We start from the raw sequence: 16,813 nt of genomic DNA, 5'->3' as shown, positions 1-16,813 counted from the left end.
GACCGTGCGACCGTTGACGGCATGGATCATCTGCTGCATCTCGATCGCACACTCGATGAGCTGGACCCACCCCACTGGGGGCCTCCTGCCCCCGGCGCGACGCATCTGGTCCGCAAGGTGCACGCCTTGCGGCGCGTCCCGCTCGGGGAGATCGGCCCTGCGGATCTGCGCACCCTCGTCTCGCAGCAGGTGGCGCTGCTGTACACGCTCCCCCTCGCGGTGCGCCTGCTGCTCGAGGAGCCATTGATCGACGCCTACTTCTCCGAGGGGGACCTGCTGCTCGCCACGGTGGACGTCCCTTCCGCTGCCTGGTCTCCATTGCCGGACCTCGCCGGACAGCTGCGCACCGTGGTCGCGGCGTTGCCGGAGGCGGCCGTCGCGCGTCTTCCTCGCGGCGCCGGTGAGCGGCTCGACCGTTTCGTATCGGGACCCTGACCACCGGACACCTGTTGTCAGAGGGACGTGGCAGAGTCGCCGCATGCTCGAGATCGTGGTGAAGACGGAGAACCGGGAGCGGCACGTCCGCGTGTCCGTGGAGGAGTTGGCCGGTCTGGTCCGGCGCATCGGCGGTGACGGTGACCGGTTCCTGGTGGTCCAGCGGGTACCCGACCTGCCCGACGTGTTCGCACAGGTCTGGCACGAGGCCGGCGGCGACTACACGCTGGAGCACCGGGACGGTGCCGCCGACCGCCACTTCCACGCGACAGCGGACGGGCCCGGGGCGGTGATCGAGACGCTCGCCGGCTGGGCCCGTCAGGAGGCGGGATGGGACGGTGGTGCGGCCTGGGCGCTGCTGGACATGGGCCCTGCCTCCGAGGTGCCACCCCTGGCCCTCGACGAAGAGGAACGCGGGGAGTTGGAGGAGCGCGTCCGCGAGGTACTCGTCGGCGGTTACTCCACCCGCTCGGAACTGGCCGAGCTCGCCGAGGACTACCTGGTCACCGGGGACCGCCGGCCCGTCTCGCGCGAGCAGGCGCAGGCGCTGGCGGACCGGATGTGGCTGGAGCGGGTCGCGGAGCAGGCCGGATGGCAGGGCGAGACCGACCCCGAGCGGCTCACCCGCGCCTTCACCGCGCTGCAGGAGGCCGGCATCACCGCCCGCGAGAACTTCACCTGTTGCCGCAGCTGCGGCCAGTCCGAGATCGGCGACGAAGCCGGCCCCGACGCCCGTGGCTTCGTCTACTTCCACACCCAGTGCACGGACTCCGCCGCAGCCGGCCACGGCCTGACGCTCTTCTACGGCGGCTTCGACGGCTCGGCCGATACGACTGCGGCCATCGGCCACGAGGTCGTGGCCGCCCTCGAGACGGTAGGCCTCCACCCCGAGTGGGACCGCGACCCCGGCAGGGCCATCACCGTCACCCGCCTGGACTGGCGCCGCCGTCTGGTCGGCTAGTACCCGGACCCCGAGCCCGCGCCCGAGCCCGAGCCCGCGCCCGAGCCCGAGCCCGCGCTCGTGCTCGCGGAGGCCCGGCCCGCCGGTAGCCTGCCCGTATGGCCGAGATCTGGCTGGGTTCGGTGGCGCCCGAGCCGGTGAAGCGGACGCCGCGCAGCCGTGACGGGCTGCCGCGTGGCGTCAGGAAGCCCTCGCCGTTCGGTCGGACTCGCTGCGGAGAACGCAGAACTCGTTGCCTTCGGGGTCGGCGAGGACCGCCCAGCCGGTCCCATCGGGATTCCGGTGATCACCGACAAGGGTGGCGCCGATACCGAGCAGCCGGTCCACCTCCTGCTCACGCGATGTCTCGGGGCGCAGACACAGGTGGATCCGGTTCTTCGTCTTCTTGGCCTCGGACACCTGGTTGAAGTACAGCACCGGGCCCTCCGCCAGCAGCACCCGAGTCTCCCGGTCACCCGGTTCGGACTCCGGATCCACCGGACGGCCCGTCACTCTGCTCCAGAACCGGGCCAGCTCGTACGCATCCGCGCAGTCGATCGCCACGTTCTGCACCATCGAAACCATGCGCCCGAGCCTCCCTCATTTCCACCCCGTACGCCACCGACGTGCGCCACCGCGAGGAAGGGCGGTCAGTGCGGCCGGACGTCGGTCGCCACGGCCGCGGCGGGGGCCGGGACCCGAGCCGGTCGCGGCAGGTCCGGTGCGGACGGCTGCTTCGGAGCGGAGAGCGCCCCGGCCAGGACGAGCCCGAAGCCGACCAGGTGGAAGGGCAGCGTCATCGCGGTGAGCACATGGGGGGCCATGTAGATTCCGACGGCCTCCGTGAGCGGTCCCAGGCCCACAGCGGTTCCGACCGTCGACACGATCGGCCCGGGCAGCATGACCAGGCATCCCGCCATGGCGAGGCGGGCGTTCCGCCCTCGTCGGCGGATCGCCAGTGCGGCGACGACAGCTCCCCCCAGCGGTATGAGGAACGCGACGACGACGAGGAGCAGGCCGACGAGGCCGGCGGCGATGTGGTTGTCTTGCAAGGGACTCCATCCAGGATCGGGCGCACGCGGGTGACGTGCGGCGTGAAGATACCCGACCCGCTGTCGGAGCGGACAACGGATTACCGGCCCGGTCGGCGAGGCACCGCCCTGAGGCGCTCCAGCCCCGGAAAAAAATCTTCGAGAGGGATGTCGAGAATCCGGCGCCGGCTCCGTCCCAGGTGTGAGCGCGGCCAGAATGGACGCGTCGGAACGGATCGAGGAGAACCGTCATGGCCAAGTACCTGCTGCTCAAGCACTACCGCGGCGCCCCGGCCCCGGGCAACGACGTCCCCATGGACCGCTGGACCCCCGAGGAGGTCTCCGCCCACATCCAGTACATGCGCGACTTCGCCGCGAAGCTGGAGCAGACCGGAGAGTTCGTCGACGCACAGGCGCTGGCGCCGGAGGGAACATGGGTCCGGTACGACGGTGAGGGACGCCCGCCCGTCACCGACGGCCCGTTCGCCGAGACCAAGGACCTGATCGCCGGCTGGATGGTGATCGACGTGGACACCCACGACCGGGCCCTGGAGCTCGCCGCCGAGCTGTCCGCGGCCCCGGGTGCCGGCGGCCGGCCCATCCACGAGTGGCTGGAGCTGCGACCCTTCATGGCCGAGCCGCCCACCATCACGGAGTGACCGGCCCCGATGACCGCCCCCACCCCGGACTCCCGCCCCGGCCCGGACCCCGCCGTCCGGGCCGGGGCCCCGGCCCCGGGCCCCGGCGCCGCCCCGGCGTCCACCGTCGACGAGGCCCTGCTGAGGGAGCTCACCCCGGCCGTCCTCGGCATCCTCGTCCGCCGCGGAGCCGACTTCGCCGCGGCCGAGGACGCCGTACAGGACGCCCTTGTCGACGCCCTCCGCACCTGGCCCGCCGACCCGCCCCGCGACCCGCGGGGCTGGCTCGTCACCACCGCCTGGCGCCGCTTCCTCGACGCGACCCGGGCCGACACCGCCCGCCGGCGCCGCGAGGACCTCGTCGACCGCGAGCCGGAGCCGGGCCAGGCGCCCGACACCGACGACACCCTCAGCCTCTACTTCCTGTGCGCGCACCCCGCGCTCTCCCCGTCCTCGGCCGTAGCCCTCACACTGCGGGCCGTCGGCGGTCTCACCACCCGCCAGATCGCCCGCGCCTACCTCGTGCCCGAGGCGACCATGGCGCAGCGCATCAGCCGCGCCAAGCGGACGGTCTCGGGCGTCCGGCTGGACCGGCCCGGCGACGTCGCCACCGTGCTGCGCGTCCTCTACCTCGTCTTCAACGAGGGGTACTCGGGGGACGTCGACCTCGCCGCCGAGGCCATCCGCCTGACCCGCCGCCTCGTCGCGTACGTCGACCACCCCGAGCCGGCCGGACTGCTCGCGCTGATGCTCCTCCACCACGCCCGCCGCCCGGCCCGCACCGCCCCCGACGGAAGCCTCGTCCCCCTCGCCGAACAGGACCGCGGCCGCTGGGACACGGCCGCCATCGCCGAGGGCATCGGGATCCTGCACGGCGCGCTCGCCCGCGACCGGCTCGGCGAGTACCAGGCCCAGGCCGCCATCGCCGCCCTCCACGCCGACGCGCCCACCGCCGAGGAGACCGACTGGCCCCAGATCGTGGAGTGGTACGACGAACTCGTCGCCCTCACCGGCAGCCCCGTCGCCCGCCTCAACCGGGCGGTGGCTGTCGGAGAAGCCGACGGCCCGCGCGCCGGCCTCGCAGCGCTCGCCGGACTCGACCCGGACCTGCCCCGCTACACCGCGGTCGAGGCCTGGTTCCACGAGCGCGACGGAGACCCCGCCGGTGCGGCCCGCCTCTACGCCGAGGCCGCCCACCGCGCCCCGACCGTGGCCGAACGCACCCACCTCATCCGACAGGCGGCCCGTCTCAACGCCGAGGCGGCCGGTCAGGGGCCGGGTCCGGCTCGGTCCGAGAGCGCGGAGGGTGCGTAGTGCTCTGCGCCGAGCCGGAAGGCGGTGAAGACGCCGGCATCGCATCCGCCACCGACAGAGCCGGGCGAGACCGGTCCGCACGGACCCGACCCCGCTGCGGCGCACACAAATGTCCGCGCGGACTCCCCGCGACCGTGTCAGCATGGAGGGCATGACGACCTTCCGAAAGGCCCGTGCCGCGTAGCCGGCCGAGGCGGCTACGAGTCCAGGCTGCCCAGAATCACGAACGCTCCGCGGTACGCCGCCGGGGCCCGTCCGTCGACGGGCTGTCCGGTCGGGCGGTGGGGGAGATACTCCGGCTCGAACTCACGAGGAATTACCTGAACGTCGGGGACGTCCTCCTCGCCCTCCACCGCTGGCAGCAGTTCGTCCGCTGCCCGGAGAGCCGCCAGTGGGACCTCTGCGAGTGGGGAAGCGCACACTGGTACTGCTGCGGAAACCCGGTCGAGGGCCGCTTGCTCCTGGACTCGGTGATGCAGGCCCTCTCGCGTCGAAGCGCCCGTGAACTCGGGGCGGTCATGGACAAGTTCGATTCCCACGCCACCGAGCCCGCTCTGGCTCTCGCGAGCCGTGTCACACGGGCAGTCGGGGGCGGGTGAACCGCCGGGGGTTCAGCTCGTGGAGACCGTGGTCGCCGGTCCGTCCACCGCCGGAGGGGCGGCGGCGGGCCGCCTCTCGGCTGCCGGATTCCTGACCAGCAGCGCGATGTAGGTGAGGTCCAGGACGGAGCAGAGTGCTCCCAGCCCGAGGACGAGCGGGGAATACTCCACGACCCCGAAGAGGAAGGCCGCGGCGAGCGTGCCGATCCACTTGGCGACCGCGATGACCAGCGACTGGCCGAGCGGGCCACGCCGGCTCGCGTAGAGGGCGACGAAGAGGCCGGACATCAGCAGGTTCTGCAGGAAGGCCGAGTAGTGGCCCCCGTCCTGCGGGCCGAATTGCGCGATGAAGAGCCACTGGACGACGAAAGCGCTCGCGAAGAGGAGCACGCTCCACACGGCGAACAGTCGCGGGGTGACGAAGTCGGGCAACTCGGCCCGACCGTAGCGCAGGTACGCGCAGACGATGACGACGTCGGCGACGGTCCACACCGCGTTGATGACAGCCTGGGCCGTGTCCGCGGACCCGCTGAATCCCTCGACGGCGTACGTCGCCTCCCACGCGAAGTTCAGCGCCAGGGCCCCGGCGGGTATGGCGTACGTCCGGTCCCGCCGTCCCACCCGTATCGCCTCGACGTACACAACCGTCCACGCCAGCCCGCCGACCAAGGCCAGAAGCTGCTCCATGCCATCCCCCAGAGTTCGTAAGGTCCGAGCCTTCGGACCCTAAACGATCACACTCCGGGCAGGGCCTCGGCCGTCCCTCCGGGGACGCGACGGACTCGGCATCACCTCGTCACCGCGTACAGCGCCAGCGCGACCGGGGCCGGGCAGGCCAGGGCGCCCAGCAGGGCGAAGCGGGCCTCGCGGGACAGGCGTCGGACGCCGGGGGCGAAGTAGAGGAGGGTGAGGACCCCGGCCGCCCCTGCGACCACGACCACCGGCCAGAGCAGCAGCCCGGTGACGTCCGTTCCGGACGCGGCGCTCCAGACGCCGACCATCAGCACGAAGAAGGCGATGACGGCGAGCGCGGTCCCGGTGATGCCCCACAGCAGTACGGCCGTTGCCACGAGCAGCTTGTTGGTAGGCGCGGGCGCGGGCGCGGGCGCGGGCGCGGGCGCGGGGGAGTAGGGGTAGGGCTGGGTGGGGTGCGGGGCGGACATGTTCGGGGCTCCCTGCTCGCGACTGGTGGTGCGGGGTGATGTACCAAGTCTGGCGGGGCGGCGGCCGAGGAGGATGAGTGCGGATACTCATCCCCCGCGGCGCGCGTGCTCAGTCGGTGGAGGGCTGCCCGGTGCCGGCCGCCTCCTGGAAGCCGTACGGGCGGGTGATGATCTCCATCCCGTGCCCGCTCGGATCCGTGAAGTAGACCCCGCGGCCCCCGTCGTTGTGGTTGATCTCGCCGGGGCGCCTGCCGTGCGGGTCGGCGAAGTACGGGATCCCCGCCGCCCGGATCTTCTCGAACGCCGCGCCGAATTCCTCCTCGGAGACGAGGAAGGCGTAATGCTGCACGGTGATGGACCCGGCCGGGACGGTCGCGAAGTCCAGGGTGACGCCGTTGGCGGTTCCGACGGGGATGAAGGGACCCCACTCCGCCCCGACCTCCAGGCCGAGGACGTCCGCCAGGAAGGCGGCGGATTCCCGGTTGTCACGGGAGTGGATGATCGTGTGGTTCAGTTCGACTGACATGAGTGAATGCCTCCGAAAGGCACGTCACGGGCACCTCCATGCCTCACCCGGTCGGTGACCGGCACGCGATGCCGTGATCACGATCCTATGGGGGCGTCCGGGCGGAGTCCACCGCCTTGTCCCGGCCTCCGGCGGCGGCCTGCTCGTTCACGAACCCCCGTACACCGCCTTGACGTTGTCCTGCGCCGGATGCGTCCGGCCCGCCGGGCCCGCCGCGAAGACACGGAGGAGGTTCTCCGTCACGCGGGTCGTCAGCGTCCCGCAGCGTGCGTCGAGGCCGTGGTTGCGGCCGCTGCGGCCGTCGCCCGTGGCGTCCAGGGCCTCCACCCACCGCATCGTTCCCGTCGCGAAGACCCCCGCGCCGCTCGTGGTCGTGTAGTACGCCGTGTCCTGGTGGCTCGGGCGGCCGTCGCACACCACGGGGGAGTGCGCGATGATCTCGATCGGCCGGGGCGTCGGGAAACCGGTGTTCACCTTGTCGTACTCCACCCCCACCAGGTGCTCGAAGCGGTCGCCCGCCTGCGCGCCGGTGCCCTCGAACAGCCAGTGACCGGGGTTCGTCACCACGTACGGGGCGTCCACCGGGTAGCCGTCGTAGATCACGCCGAGGAGGGAGCTCTCCGGGTCCGCGCCCGGCGGCGAGCGGAAGTCGACCGTCGCCGGGTGGCCGCGCCGGATCGCCGGATCCTGGTCGTACGAGGACTTGTAGCAGACCACCGTACGGTCCGGGCCGAGGTCGGAGGCTTCGAGGCGGATCCGCCGGAAGCAGCAGTTCGCCCCGAGGACCGCGAGGTTGGTGCCCGCGTCGCGCGCGGCCGTTATGTGCGCCCGCTGCTCCGGGGACCAGTACTCGTCGTGCCCGAGGGAGAGGATCGCGGCCGCCCCCTCCAGCAGCCGCTTCTCCCGTGCGACGTCGGTGGTGGTCGCGTACGCGAGGGGTATGCCGAGCCGCTCGGCGAGCGCGATCAGCGGGGCCTCGTACACCAGGAACAGCCCGGCGCCGTCGTCGTAGTCGTACGGCCGGTCGAAGGTCACCGCGAGCGAGCGCGAGGCGTAGCCGCCGCCGGGGCCGTCGTAGCTGCTGTAGCCGCCCCAGCGGTTGTAGGCCTGCCAGGTGGCGACGGCGTTGACCACGACCGTACGTCCGGCCGTGGACGCCGACCGTACCGTCACCGGCACGAAGCGCTGGCCCTCGCCGCCCTGCGCGTCCAGCCGCAGCAGGTAGCTGCCCTCGGGCCAGTCCTTCGTCTCCACCGTGGTGGTGCGGGCCCACCGCGTGCGGACCATGCGGGTCCCGGAGTCCACGGTGTGCTCGGGCTGCCGCACCCCCGGGAGGGCCTCGGAGCGCCACACCAGCCGGGCGCGGGCCCCGCCGTACCAGCCCATCCGGTAGGCGGAGACGGTGAACCGGGGCGCCGTCGTCGAGACGTACAGCCCGAAGGACTCGCCCGGCAGCACGCTGACCTTGTCGGCGAACCCCTCGACGGCGCGGTCCGGACCGGCCTTGGTCACCGGCCAGTCCGCGTTGCCGGGGCGGGCGTTCTCGGCCTTCACGTCGAAGGCGTGCGGTGCGGCCGGCGAGGGCTTGCCGCCGGGGGCGCCGGACGCGCCCTGCCGGTCCCCGCCGTGCAGTTCGGCGCCGCCGTCCGCGCCCGCGCAGCCGGACACGGCCCCCAGCCCGGCCACGGTGGCCGCCCCCGTCGCGATCGCGAGGAACCGCCGCCTGCCCGCGACGTCGCCGCTCCCGGTGACCCCGGCTATGTGCTCCTGATCCATGGGGGCACGTTATGTCACGCTTCGAACCCGCTTTCGGCCGACCCGGCCGCCGCCGCTGATCTAGGCTGGCACCCGTCCGTTCCGTTGCACCAACCGAGCCTGGGGGAAAGCGAGATGACGTACGACGGAGCACACGACCTGGGTACGGTCCGGCAGCTGTGGCAACTGCTGGAGCCCGTCCACGCCCTCGTCTGGTTCGCGCCGGAGTCCTACGAGGAAGCGGGCGCCCTCGGATACGCCACCGACGACCGGTGGCCGATGTACTTCGCCTTCCGGGCCGCTCCGCTCGGGCCGGTGGACGCGGAGCTCGTGAACGCCCTCTTCTACAGCTTCAGCCCGGCCATGGTCCGGCGGTACGCCGGACGGTCCTGGCAGGTCGCGCCGCCGGCCCGGGTCCTGGAGGCCCGCGCCGCGGCCACCGACCGCTCCCTGCGGGCGGCGCTCGGGGAGCGCGCCGCCTCCCGCGAGCTCGCCGAGGCGGCGGGGCTCGCCCGCCGCGCGGCGGAGGCCGCCGTCACCGCCGGGCGCCCGCTGGCCGCCGCCAACGCCGCGCTGCCCTGGCCCGAGGCCCCGCACGCGGTGCTGTGGCACGCGGCCACGATCCTGCGCGAGCACCGCGGGGACGGCCACCTCGTCGCGCTCCAGGCCCACCACCTCGACCCGGTGGAGTCCCTGGTCCTGCACGCCGGGGCCGGAGCGGCGCCGGCCGAGGCCTTCGAGAGCCGCCAGTGGTCCGCCGGCGCATGGCACCGGGCCCACGGCCGTCTCGCCGCCCGGAACCTCCTGTCCGAGGACGGCACGGCCACCGAGGCGGGCATGGCGGTGCGCACCGCCGTCGAGAAGCTGACCGACGAACTCGCCGCGGCCCCGTGGTCCGCACTGAGCGTCCAGGAGGCGGCCCGGCTCGCGGACCTGCTCCTCCCTCCGGTCCTCGACATCGTGGCCACCGGCCTCCTGCCGTCCCAGAGCACGCTGGGCATCGGTATGAAGTACGACTACTCGGACGCGTGAGTCCGCGACCAGGGGGACCCCGACGCGGGACCGGTGCCGTGTGGCGGCGCCGCCGAAGGGCCCGGGCGACCCGCCTAGACTGTCTGCTCGGTCGATCTTCGTCTTGACGAGTGCGGAGGAACGAATCACATGCGCCATCTCCCGTTGGGCAATTCAGGTCTCCAGGTCTCCGCCGTCGGCCTCGGCTGCAACAACTTCGGCGGCCGCCTCGACGCACGCGCCACCCGGGCCGTGGTCGACGCCGCCCTCGACGCGGGCATCACCCTCCTCGACACCGCCGACATCTACGGCGGGCTCGGCGGCTCCGAGAGCCACCTCGGCCAGGCCCTCAAGGGCCGCCGCGACCAGGTCGTCCTCGCCACCAAGTTCGGCTTCGCCGGCATGGACATGCGGTACGGGCCCGCGGCCGGATCCCGCGGCGGGCGCGCCTACATCCGGCGGGCCGTCGAGGAGTCCCTGCGCCGCCTGGACACCGACCACATCGATCTCTACCAGCTGCACAGCCCCGACCCGGCCACCCCGATCGCCGAGACCCTCGCCGCGCTCACCGAGCTCGTCACCGAGGGCAAGGTCCGCTACATCGGCCACTCCAACCTCACCGGCTGGCAGCTTGCCGAAGCCGCCCACGTCGCCCGCGAGACGGGCGCGGTCCCCTTCGTGTCCGCGCAGAACCAGTGGTCGCTGCTGGAGCGCTCGGCCGAGCGCGAACTCGTCCCCGCCGCCCTGCACTACGGCGTCGGCGTGCTCCCGTACTTCCCGCTCGCCAACGGCCTGCTCACCGGCAAGATCCGCCGCGGCGCGCCCGTCCCCGCCGGCTCCCGACTCGAAGGCCGCGACGGCTACGTCACCGAGGAGCGCCTCGACGTGGTCGAAGCCCTCGCGGCCCTCGCGGACAAGCACGGCCGGACCGTCCTCGAACTCGCCATCGGCTGGCTCTCCGCCCGGCCCGGCTGCGCCTCCGTCATCGCCGGTGCCACCTCCGCCGAGCAGGTGCGCGCCAACGCGGCCGTCGCCGACCGGCCGCTGGACGCCGAACTGCTGGCCGAGATCGACGCCATCGCCCCGGCCGTCGCATGACCGGCGTACCGCCGCTGCGCTGCGCGCTGATCGACGACTTCCAGGGCGTGGGAACCACCGCCGCCGACTGGTCCGCGCTCGCCGGGCGCGTCGAGGTGGTCAGCTTTCCGGGGCACACCGACGACGTGGACGAACTCGCCGCCCGCCTGGCGGACTTCGACATCGTCGTCACCCTGCGCGAGCGCGTGCCCTTTCCCGCCACCCTGCTCGACCGGCTGCCCCGCCTGCGCCTGCTCGTCGCCTCCGGCATGCGGAACTCGGTCATCGACTACGCGGCCGCCGCACGCAACGGCGTGACGGTCTGCGGCACCGCCAGCTCCTCCACCCCGCCGGTGGAGCTGACCTGGGCCCTGCTGCTCGGCCTCGCCCGCGGCCTCGTGCAGGAGTCCACCGCGCTGCGCGACGGCGGTCCCTGGCAGCAGACGGTCGGCGCCGACCTGCACGGACGGCGGCTCGGGCTGCTCGGCCTCGGCAAGATCGGCAGCAAGGTGGCCCGGGTCGGGCTCGCCTTCGGCATGGACGTGGTCGCCTGGAGCAGCAACCTCACCAAGGAACGCGCCGACGAGGTGGGCGTCACCCTCGCGCCCTCCAAGGAGGAACTGCTGGCGAGCAGCGACTTCGTATCCGTCCACCTCGCGCTCGGCGACCGCACCCGGGGGCTCGTCGGCGCGGCCGAGCTGGAGCTGATGCGGCCGGGCTCCTACCTGGTCAACACCTCCCGGGCCGCCATCGTCGACCAGGAGGCGCTCCTCGCCGCCCTGCGCGCGGGCCGGATCGCGGGCGCGGGCATCGACGTCTTCGACATCGAGCCGCTGCCCGCCGACCACCCCCTGCGCACGGCGCCGCGCCTGCTCGCGACCCCGCACCTCGGGTACGTGACCCGCGCCAACTACGCCACGTACTACGGCGAAGCCGTCGAGGACATCGTCGCGTTCCTCGACGGCTCACCCGTTCGACTGCTCGGCCAGGCCGTCTGACTCCGGACGGTTCTCCCGCTCGCGACCGTCACGAGACGATGTCCTTGCGGGAGAACCCCCGGAAGGCCAGGGCGAACAGCACCAGCGCGTACGACACCGACACCGCCGCCCCCTTGACCATCCCGCCCCATTCCAGGTGCGGCTGCAAGGCGTCCGCCCAGGCGAACTGCCAGTGCGCCGGCAGGAACTCCCGCCAGGAGCCGAGCGCGGTCACCGCGTCCAGCACGTTGCCGACGATGGTCAGCCCAACCGCCCCGCCGACCGCGCCGAGCGGCGCGTCCGTCCGGGTCGACAGCCAGAACGCCAGCCCCGCCGTCACCAGCTGCGACACGAAGACGAACGCCACCACCAGCGCGAGCCTCGGCAGGGTGTCCCCGGCCGGCAGCGTCCCGCCCGCCGGGAGCTTCAGCGGCCCCCACCCGTACGCCGCCGTCCCCACGGCGAGGGCCACCACCGGCAGCAGGACCATCGCGGCCAGGCTGAACGCGAGGGCCACCACCAGCTTGCTCCACAGCAGCCGGGCCCTCGGCACCGGCGAGGCCAGCAGGTACCGCAGCGAGGACCAGCTGGCCTCCGAGGCCACCGTGTCCCCGCAGAACAGCGCCACCGGCACCACCAGCAGGAAACCGGCCGACACGAACAGGCAGGTCGCGGCGAAGTTGGCCGCCGAGGCAGTGGCCGTGTCGATCAGGGTGATCCGGCCGTCACCGCCACCCCGGCTGCCCGGCCCCCCGCCCACCGCGAACGCGATCACCAGGATGAACGGCAGTGCGGCCAGCACCCCGCCCATCACCAGCGTCCGCCGCCGGCGCCACTGCCGCAGCGCCTCCACGCGCAGCGGCAGCGTACGGTTCGCCCGGTAGCCCGGGGCCACCTCCCGCGCCACGTTCCGCACCGCGCTCATGCCGGACCTCCGATCAGGGTGAGGAACGCGTCCTCCAGCCGCCGGTGCGGACCCACTCCCGTCACCGGCACCTCCAGCCGCACGAGTTCGGCGATCAGCCCCGCGGCCGTCGCGCCTTCCAGCCGTACGAGCAGCCCGTCGTCGGCGACCGCCACCGAACCCACTCCCTCCAGCGCCGCCACCTTCTCGACGCCCGCCTCGTCCACCGGCTCCGCCAGCGTCACCAGCAGGGTGTCCCCGCCGCCCGTGATCTCGGCGACCTCGCCCGCGGCCACCCGCCGGCCCCGGTCCATGACGACCAGGTGCGTGCAGGACTGCTCCACCTCCGACAGCAGGTGGCTGGAGACGATGACCGTCCGCCCGCCCGCGGCGTAACGGATCATCACGTCCCGCATCTCCCGGATCTGCGGCGGGTCCAGCCCGTTCGTCGGCTCGTCGAGGATCAGCAGGTCCGGCATCCCGAGCATGGCCTGCGCGATCGCGAGCCGCTGGCGCATGCCCTGCGAGTAGGTGCGCACCGCCCGCTCCAGCGCGTCGCCGAGCCCGGCGATCTCCAGCGCCTCCGCCATGTGGGAGTCCTCGGCGGGCCGCCCGGTGGCCTGCCAGTACAGCTCCAGGTTGGCCCGCCCGGTCAGGTGCGGCAGGAATCCCGCGCCCTCCACGAAGGCCCCGACCCGCGACAGCACCGGCGCCCCGGCCCGCACCGCGTGCCCGAACACCCGGATCTCCCCGGCGTCCGGCGAGATCAGCCCCATCAGCATCCGCAGGGTGGTGGTCTTCCCGGCCCCGTTGGGTCCGAGCAGGCCCAGCACCTGCCCCTTCTCGACCCGGAAGGACAGGTCCCGGACCGCGTAGCGGTCCTGCGACCCGGCGTACCGCTTCGTCAGACCGCTGATCTCCAGCGGTACGTCGGCCAGCGCGGCCTGCGGCGGCGGTGCCGCCGGGGTCCGGCCGGTCCGCCGGATCCCGAGCAGCGCCGCGGCCAGCGCGGCGGCGCCCAGCGGCAGCCCCCACGTCCAGCCGGGGAGCCCGGCCGCGGCGGTCCGCACCTGCGGGGCTTCGGGCACGGCCAGGGCGCCGCCCGCCGAGACCGTGTACGTGGCCGGCGCGGCCGGGGTCGCGTAGCCGAGGTCGGTCGCGGCGACCACCAGCCGGAGCCGGTGTCCCGCCGCCACCGAGTGGTCGATCGCGGGCAGCCGCAGCTCCACGGCCGTGCCCTGCTGGGCGTTCTCCACCCGGACCGGGGCGACGAGCTGGCTGGGCAGCACCTGCTGGCGGCCGTCCGGCCCGACGTCGTACACCTTGCCGAACAGCACGGCCGAACCGTCGGAAGCCGTCGACCTCACGTTCAGGGTTACGGTCGGCGTACCGGTGATCCGCAGCTCCCGGTCGAGGGGCTCCGAGTCGAACCGGGCGTTCTGCCCGGGGAAGTCCAGTGAGAGACCGGCGCCGAGGGCCGAGAGCTGCCCGCCGATGCCCGGCAGCGAGGACAGCGCGGGAGGCGCCCCTCCCGCCGGGTTGGCGAAGCTCTGCTCGCGTCCGGCCAGGGCGAACTCCCGCGGGGCGGAGGTCAGCCCGGGGTACTGCCCGCCGCTCGCGCCGCGCAGCTTCACCTCACCGTCGGTGGAGTCGATGCCTCCCGAGCGGGAGACCCTGAACACCGGACCGGTGTCCGCGCCCGTGTCCTCCTTGAGGTAGCGGTCGAACCAGGCCTCGACCCGGGCCTCCACCCGGTCCGCCTCGCGCATGCCCCCGTCGTGACCGCCGGCGGCCCAGTCCACCGAGACGGGCGCGCCGTTCGCGGCGATGGCCTTGGCCATGGCGTCGGCCTGGTCCAGGGGGAAGAGGGAGTCGTCCTGCCCCTGCACGATCAGCGCCGGCACCTTGATCCTGGCGCCGACGGCGGACGGACTGCGCTGCTCCAGCAGGGCGCGCGCCTCGGGGTCCGGTTTCCCGGCGACCGCGACGCGCTCGTACATGGCGCACAGCTCGGGCTGGAACCGGCCGCAGCCGGGGGCCGCGGGCGCGGGGGCGCCGGCGGCGGCCCGCTGCGGTCCCGCCTGCTGCTGCATCCCGCCCGCCGAGCCGGTGGTGAAGAAGATCCCGGACCACAGCTTCTTGAAGACGCCGCCGGGGAAGAGGGAGTCGGCGAGGTTCCAGTAGGTGATCTGCGGGGCGATCGCGTCCACCCGCCGGTCGTGGCCGGCGGCGAGCAGGGAGACGGCCCCGCCGTAGGAGGCACCGGCCACGCCGACGCGCGGATCGCCCTCGCCGTCGAGGAGCACCTCCGGGCGGGCCGCGAGCCAGTCGACGAGCCGCGAGACGTCCTTGACCTCGTGGTCGGGATCGTTCAGCCCGATCAGGCCGCCGGAGCGGCCGAAGCCGCGCGCCGACCAGGTCAGGACGGCGTAGCCGTCGCGGGCCAGCCGTTCTGCCTGCGCGCGGACGTCGTCCTTGCTGCCGCCGAAACCGTGCCCGAGGAGCACCGCGGGGCGTTTCTCCCCGCCGCCGGTGGTGAAGTACGAGATGTCGATCCCGACATCGGCGGCAGGCTGTCCGGGCGCGGCCGGACCGGCCATGTTCAGTACCTGGTCCCGGCGGTGCACGGCCGGACCGTCGTCGCCCGCCGCGGCCGACCACGTGCCGGCTCCCGCGACGACGACGAGGGCGGCCGCGCCCGCGAGCAGGCGGTCCCGGCGGCGCCGGGGCAATCGGAGCTTCATACGGGAACACTAGACGCCGCGATGCCCCGCGCCCGAGCGCCCGGAGGGGGATGTCCCGCACTTCCCGAGGAGTACTCCAGCCGCGCTCGTGTACCGCGTCCGCGGTACACGGCCCCCGGATCCGACCTGCGGTGCGGGCCCGGGGGCGGGAGGATGGCCGCATGCTGCTGGCCGAGGTCGCGCGCGTGTCCCGGGAGGTCGCCGAGACCTCCGCCCGTTCGAGGAAGACCGCCCTGCTCGCGGAGGTCTTCGCCGCCGCCCCGCCCGAGGAGGCCGGGCTGGTGATCTCCTACCTCGCCGGGCGCCTCCCGCAGGGCCGCCCGGGCATCGGCTGGCGCGCCCTCGCCCAGGACGTTCCTCCCGCCCGGGAGCCCGGCCTCGGGGTCCTCGACGTGGACGAGGCGGTGACCGCCCTCGCCGCCGCCACGGGCGCCGGGTCGCAGGCGGAGCGCCGCCGGATCATCGCCACCCTGCTGGGCGCGGCCACCGGGCCCGAACAGGCCTTCCTGCGCGGCCTGCTCTCCGGGGAGGTGCGCCAGGGCGCCCTCGACGCGGTGGCCCTGGAAGGCGTGGCCGCGGCCGCCGGGGTGCCGGCCGCTGCCCTGCGCCGGGCGGTGATGCTGGACGGCTCGCTGCCCCGGGTCGCACAGGCCGTGCTGGCCCGGGGCGCGGGCGCGCTCGGCGAGTTCACCCTGCGCGTCGGGCAGCCCGTACAGCCCATGCTGGCGAACACCGCCGGATCGCTGGCCGAGGCCCTGGCGGCGCTGGGGCCCTGCGCGGTGGAGGAGAAGCTCGACGGGATCCGGGTGCAGGTCCATCGTGAGGGGGACGCCGTACGGGTGTACACGCGCTCCCTCGACGAGATCACCGACCGGCTCCCGGAGGTGGCGGAGCTGGCGCGGGCGCTGGAAGGGGAGCGGTTCATCCTCGACGGCGAGGTGATCGGCCTCGCACAGGACGGCCGGCCGGTCCCCTTCCAGGAGATCGCGAGCCGGGTCGGCTCCCGCGTGGACGTCGCCGCGGCCCGCCGGACGCTCCCGGTCGTCCCGTACTTCTTCGACGTGCTGGTCAGCGGCGAGGACGTCCTGCTCGACCTGCCGGTCCGCGAGCGGTACGCCACCCTGGCCGCCCTCGTGCCCGAGCACGCCCGGGTGCGCCGGCTGGTCGTGGAGGACCCGGCGGCACAGGCGGACGACGCCGAGGAGTTCCGCGCCGAGGCCCTGCGGCGCGGCCACGAGGGGGTCATGGTCAAGGGCCTCGACTCCTCCTACGCGGCGGGCCGGCGCGGGAAGCACTGGCTGAAGGTGAAGCCCGTGCACACCCTCGACCTGGTGGTCCTCGCGGCCGAATGGGGCCACGGCCGGCGCACCGGCCTGCTGTCGAACCTGCATCTGGGGGCACGGGCCGCCGACGGCACCTTCGCCATGCTCGGCAAGACCTTCAAGGGACTCACCGACGAGATGCTGCGCTGGCAGACGGATGCGCTGCGCGCCCTGGCCACCTCGGACGACGGGTTCACCGTGCGGGTGCGGCCGGAGCTGGTCGTGGAGATCGCCTACGACGGCCTCCAGCGTTCCCCGCGCTACCCGGCGGGGGTGGCCCTGCGCTTCGCCCGGGTGCTGCGCCACCGCCCGGACAAGACAGCGGCCGAGGCGGACACGGTGGACACCGTCCTGGCGGCGTACGCCCGGTAGAAGCG

The 16,813-nt window shown here is 73.8% G+C and carries 17 protein-coding genes; 9 read left to right on the top strand and 8 right to left on the bottom strand.

Annotation, left to right across the window (positions count from 1 at the left end; all coding sequences use genetic code 11):
* The first annotated feature begins 21 nt into the window (after window positions 1-21).
* A complete protein-coding gene (locus ACZ6Y1_RS00695; protein ID WP_469620252.1) occupies window positions 22-435 on the top strand; it encodes a contact-dependent growth inhibition system immunity protein in 414 nt (137 codons plus the stop codon).
* Between the two features lie 43 nt (window positions 436-478).
* Window positions 479-1,396 (top strand): DUF6891 domain-containing protein, encoded by a 918-nt coding sequence (locus ACZ6Y1_RS00690; RefSeq protein ID WP_469620250.1) that lies wholly within the window; start codon window positions 479-481, stop codon window positions 1,394-1,396.
* Between the two features lie 180 nt (window positions 1,397-1,576).
* Here ACZ6Y1_RS00690 and ACZ6Y1_RS00685 read toward each other — a convergent pair whose 3' ends face one another.
* Entirely contained in the window at window positions 1,577-1,960 is a 384-nt protein-coding gene (locus ACZ6Y1_RS00685) for a VOC family protein (RefSeq protein WP_469620247.1), read from the bottom strand.
* Window positions 1,961-2,025: 65 nt separating this feature from the next.
* On the bottom strand, window positions 2,026-2,427 hold the full coding sequence (locus ACZ6Y1_RS00680; RefSeq protein WP_469620243.1) for a hypothetical protein: 402 nt from the start codon (window positions 2,425-2,427) through the stop codon (window positions 2,026-2,028).
* Between the two features lie 230 nt (window positions 2,428-2,657).
* Between ACZ6Y1_RS00680 and ACZ6Y1_RS00675 the strand changes: the two genes are divergently transcribed.
* The 3 genes from ACZ6Y1_RS00675 (at window position 2,658) to ACZ6Y1_RS00665 (ending at window position 4,957) form a co-directional block, all read left to right on the top strand.
* A complete protein-coding gene (locus ACZ6Y1_RS00675; RefSeq protein WP_469620240.1) occupies window positions 2,658-3,065 on the top strand; it encodes a YciI family protein in 408 nt (135 codons plus the stop codon).
* A gap of 9 nt (window positions 3,066-3,074) precedes the next feature.
* Window positions 3,075-4,358, top strand: coding sequence for an RNA polymerase sigma factor (locus ACZ6Y1_RS00670; RefSeq protein ID WP_469620237.1), 1,284 nt, complete (start codon window positions 3,075-3,077; stop codon window positions 4,356-4,358).
* A 281-nt stretch (window positions 4,359-4,639) separates the two neighbouring features.
* Window positions 4,640-4,957, top strand: a complete 318-nt coding sequence (locus ACZ6Y1_RS00665) for a hypothetical protein (RefSeq protein ID WP_469620234.1) — start codon at window positions 4,640-4,642, stop codon at window positions 4,955-4,957.
* Between the two features lie 12 nt (window positions 4,958-4,969).
* On the opposite strand, the gene ACZ6Y1_RS00660 is transcribed toward ACZ6Y1_RS00665, so the two are convergent.
* From ACZ6Y1_RS00660 to ACZ6Y1_RS00645, 4 genes are all read right to left on the bottom strand, one after another.
* Entirely contained in the window at window positions 4,970-5,644 is a 675-nt protein-coding gene (locus ACZ6Y1_RS00660; protein ID WP_469620231.1) for a transmembrane-type terpene cyclase, read from the bottom strand.
* Between the two features lie 101 nt (window positions 5,645-5,745).
* Window positions 5,746-6,120: a hypothetical protein gene (locus ACZ6Y1_RS00655; RefSeq protein ID WP_469620228.1), complete on the bottom strand. Its 375-nt coding sequence runs from the start codon at window positions 6,118-6,120 to the stop codon at window positions 5,746-5,748.
* A gap of 109 nt (window positions 6,121-6,229) precedes the next feature.
* Window positions 6,230-6,646 (bottom strand): VOC family protein, encoded by a 417-nt coding sequence (locus ACZ6Y1_RS00650; protein ID WP_469620226.1) that lies wholly within the window; start codon window positions 6,644-6,646, stop codon window positions 6,230-6,232.
* 147 nt (window positions 6,647-6,793) lie between these two features.
* Window positions 6,794-8,422, bottom strand: coding sequence for a N,N-dimethylformamidase beta subunit family domain-containing protein (locus ACZ6Y1_RS00645; RefSeq protein ID WP_469620224.1), 1,629 nt, complete (start codon window positions 8,420-8,422; stop codon window positions 6,794-6,796).
* 114 nt (window positions 8,423-8,536) lie between these two features.
* Here ACZ6Y1_RS00645 and ACZ6Y1_RS00640 point away from each other — a divergent pair, with 114 nt between their 5' ends.
* The 3 genes from ACZ6Y1_RS00640 (at window position 8,537) to ACZ6Y1_RS00630 (ending at window position 11,487) form a co-directional block, all read left to right on the top strand.
* Entirely contained in the window at window positions 8,537-9,433 is an 897-nt protein-coding gene (locus tag ACZ6Y1_RS00640) for an SCO6745 family protein (protein ID WP_469620220.1), read from the top strand.
* 129 nt (window positions 9,434-9,562) lie between these two features.
* Window positions 9,563-10,510 carry an aldo/keto reductase gene (locus ACZ6Y1_RS00635; RefSeq protein ID WP_469620218.1) on the top strand — a complete coding sequence of 316 codons (948 nt, stop codon included), beginning with the start codon at window positions 9,563-9,565 and terminating at the stop codon, window positions 10,508-10,510.
* A complete protein-coding gene (locus tag ACZ6Y1_RS00630; protein ID WP_469620214.1) occupies window positions 10,507-11,487 on the top strand; it encodes a D-2-hydroxyacid dehydrogenase family protein in 981 nt (326 codons plus the stop codon). Before ACZ6Y1_RS00635 ends, ACZ6Y1_RS00630 begins: the two co-directional genes overlap by 4 nt.
* A gap of 28 nt (window positions 11,488-11,515) precedes the next feature.
* Here ACZ6Y1_RS00630 and ACZ6Y1_RS00625 read toward each other — a convergent pair whose 3' ends face one another.
* Window positions 11,516-12,391 carry an ABC transporter permease gene (locus ACZ6Y1_RS00625; protein WP_469620211.1) on the bottom strand — a complete coding sequence of 292 codons (876 nt, stop codon included), beginning with the start codon at window positions 12,389-12,391 and terminating at the stop codon, window positions 11,516-11,518.
* Window positions 12,388-15,114, bottom strand: a complete 2,727-nt coding sequence (locus ACZ6Y1_RS00620; RefSeq protein ID WP_469620208.1) for an alpha/beta fold hydrolase — start codon at window positions 15,112-15,114, stop codon at window positions 12,388-12,390. Before ACZ6Y1_RS00620 ends, ACZ6Y1_RS00625 begins: the two co-directional genes overlap by 4 nt.
* 161 nt (window positions 15,115-15,275) lie before the next feature.
* Between ACZ6Y1_RS00620 and ACZ6Y1_RS00615 the strand changes: the two genes are divergently transcribed.
* Window positions 15,276-16,808: an ATP-dependent DNA ligase gene (locus tag ACZ6Y1_RS00615; RefSeq protein ID WP_469620204.1), complete on the top strand. Its 1,533-nt coding sequence runs from the start codon at window positions 15,276-15,278 to the stop codon at window positions 16,806-16,808.
* Window positions 16,809-16,813: the final 5 nt, after the last annotated feature.

The organism is Streptomyces sp. NPDC053432, from assembly GCF_055585365.1.
Note: the sequence above shows the minus strand (reverse complement) of the source record. Positions and strands in the feature narration are given on the sequence as shown.

Excerpts from the sequence above, each read along its gene's own strand:
- ACZ6Y1_RS00695 (WP_469620252.1), top strand. The coding sequence starts at position 22 with ATGGATCATCTGCTGCATCTCGATCGCACACTCGATGAGCTGGACCCA.
- ACZ6Y1_RS00690 (WP_469620250.1), top strand. The coding sequence starts at position 479 with ATGCTCGAGATCGTGGTGAAGACGGAGAACCGGGAGCGGCACGTCCGC.
- ACZ6Y1_RS00685 (WP_469620247.1), bottom strand. The coding sequence starts at position 1,960 with ATGGTTTCGATGGTGCAGAACGTGGCGATCGACTGCGCGGATGCGTAC.
- ACZ6Y1_RS00675 (WP_469620240.1), top strand. The coding sequence starts at position 2,658 with ATGGCCAAGTACCTGCTGCTCAAGCACTACCGCGGCGCCCCGGCCCCG.
- ACZ6Y1_RS00670 (WP_469620237.1), top strand. The coding sequence starts at position 3,075 with ATGACCGCCCCCACCCCGGACTCCCGCCCCGGCCCGGACCCCGCCGTC.
- ACZ6Y1_RS00660 (WP_469620231.1), bottom strand. The coding sequence starts at position 5,644 with ATGGAGCAGCTTCTGGCCTTGGTCGGCGGGCTGGCGTGGACGGTTGTG.
- ACZ6Y1_RS00655 (WP_469620228.1), bottom strand. The coding sequence starts at position 6,120 with ATGTCCGCCCCGCACCCCACCCAGCCCTACCCCTACTCCCCCGCGCCC.
- ACZ6Y1_RS00650 (WP_469620226.1), bottom strand. The coding sequence starts at position 6,646 with ATGTCAGTCGAACTGAACCACACGATCATCCACTCCCGTGACAACCGG.
- ACZ6Y1_RS00645 (WP_469620224.1), bottom strand. The coding sequence starts at position 8,422 with ATGGATCAGGAGCACATAGCCGGGGTCACCGGGAGCGGCGACGTCGCG.
- ACZ6Y1_RS00640 (WP_469620220.1), top strand. The coding sequence starts at position 8,537 with ATGACGTACGACGGAGCACACGACCTGGGTACGGTCCGGCAGCTGTGG.
- ACZ6Y1_RS00635 (WP_469620218.1), top strand. The coding sequence starts at position 9,563 with ATGCGCCATCTCCCGTTGGGCAATTCAGGTCTCCAGGTCTCCGCCGTC.
- ACZ6Y1_RS00630 (WP_469620214.1), top strand. The coding sequence starts at position 10,507 with ATGACCGGCGTACCGCCGCTGCGCTGCGCGCTGATCGACGACTTCCAG.
- ACZ6Y1_RS00625 (WP_469620211.1), bottom strand. The coding sequence starts at position 12,391 with ATGAGCGCGGTGCGGAACGTGGCGCGGGAGGTGGCCCCGGGCTACCGG.
- ACZ6Y1_RS00620 (WP_469620208.1), bottom strand. The coding sequence starts at position 15,114 with ATGAAGCTCCGATTGCCCCGGCGCCGCCGGGACCGCCTGCTCGCGGGC.
- ACZ6Y1_RS00615 (WP_469620204.1), top strand. The coding sequence starts at position 15,276 with ATGCTGCTGGCCGAGGTCGCGCGCGTGTCCCGGGAGGTCGCCGAGACC.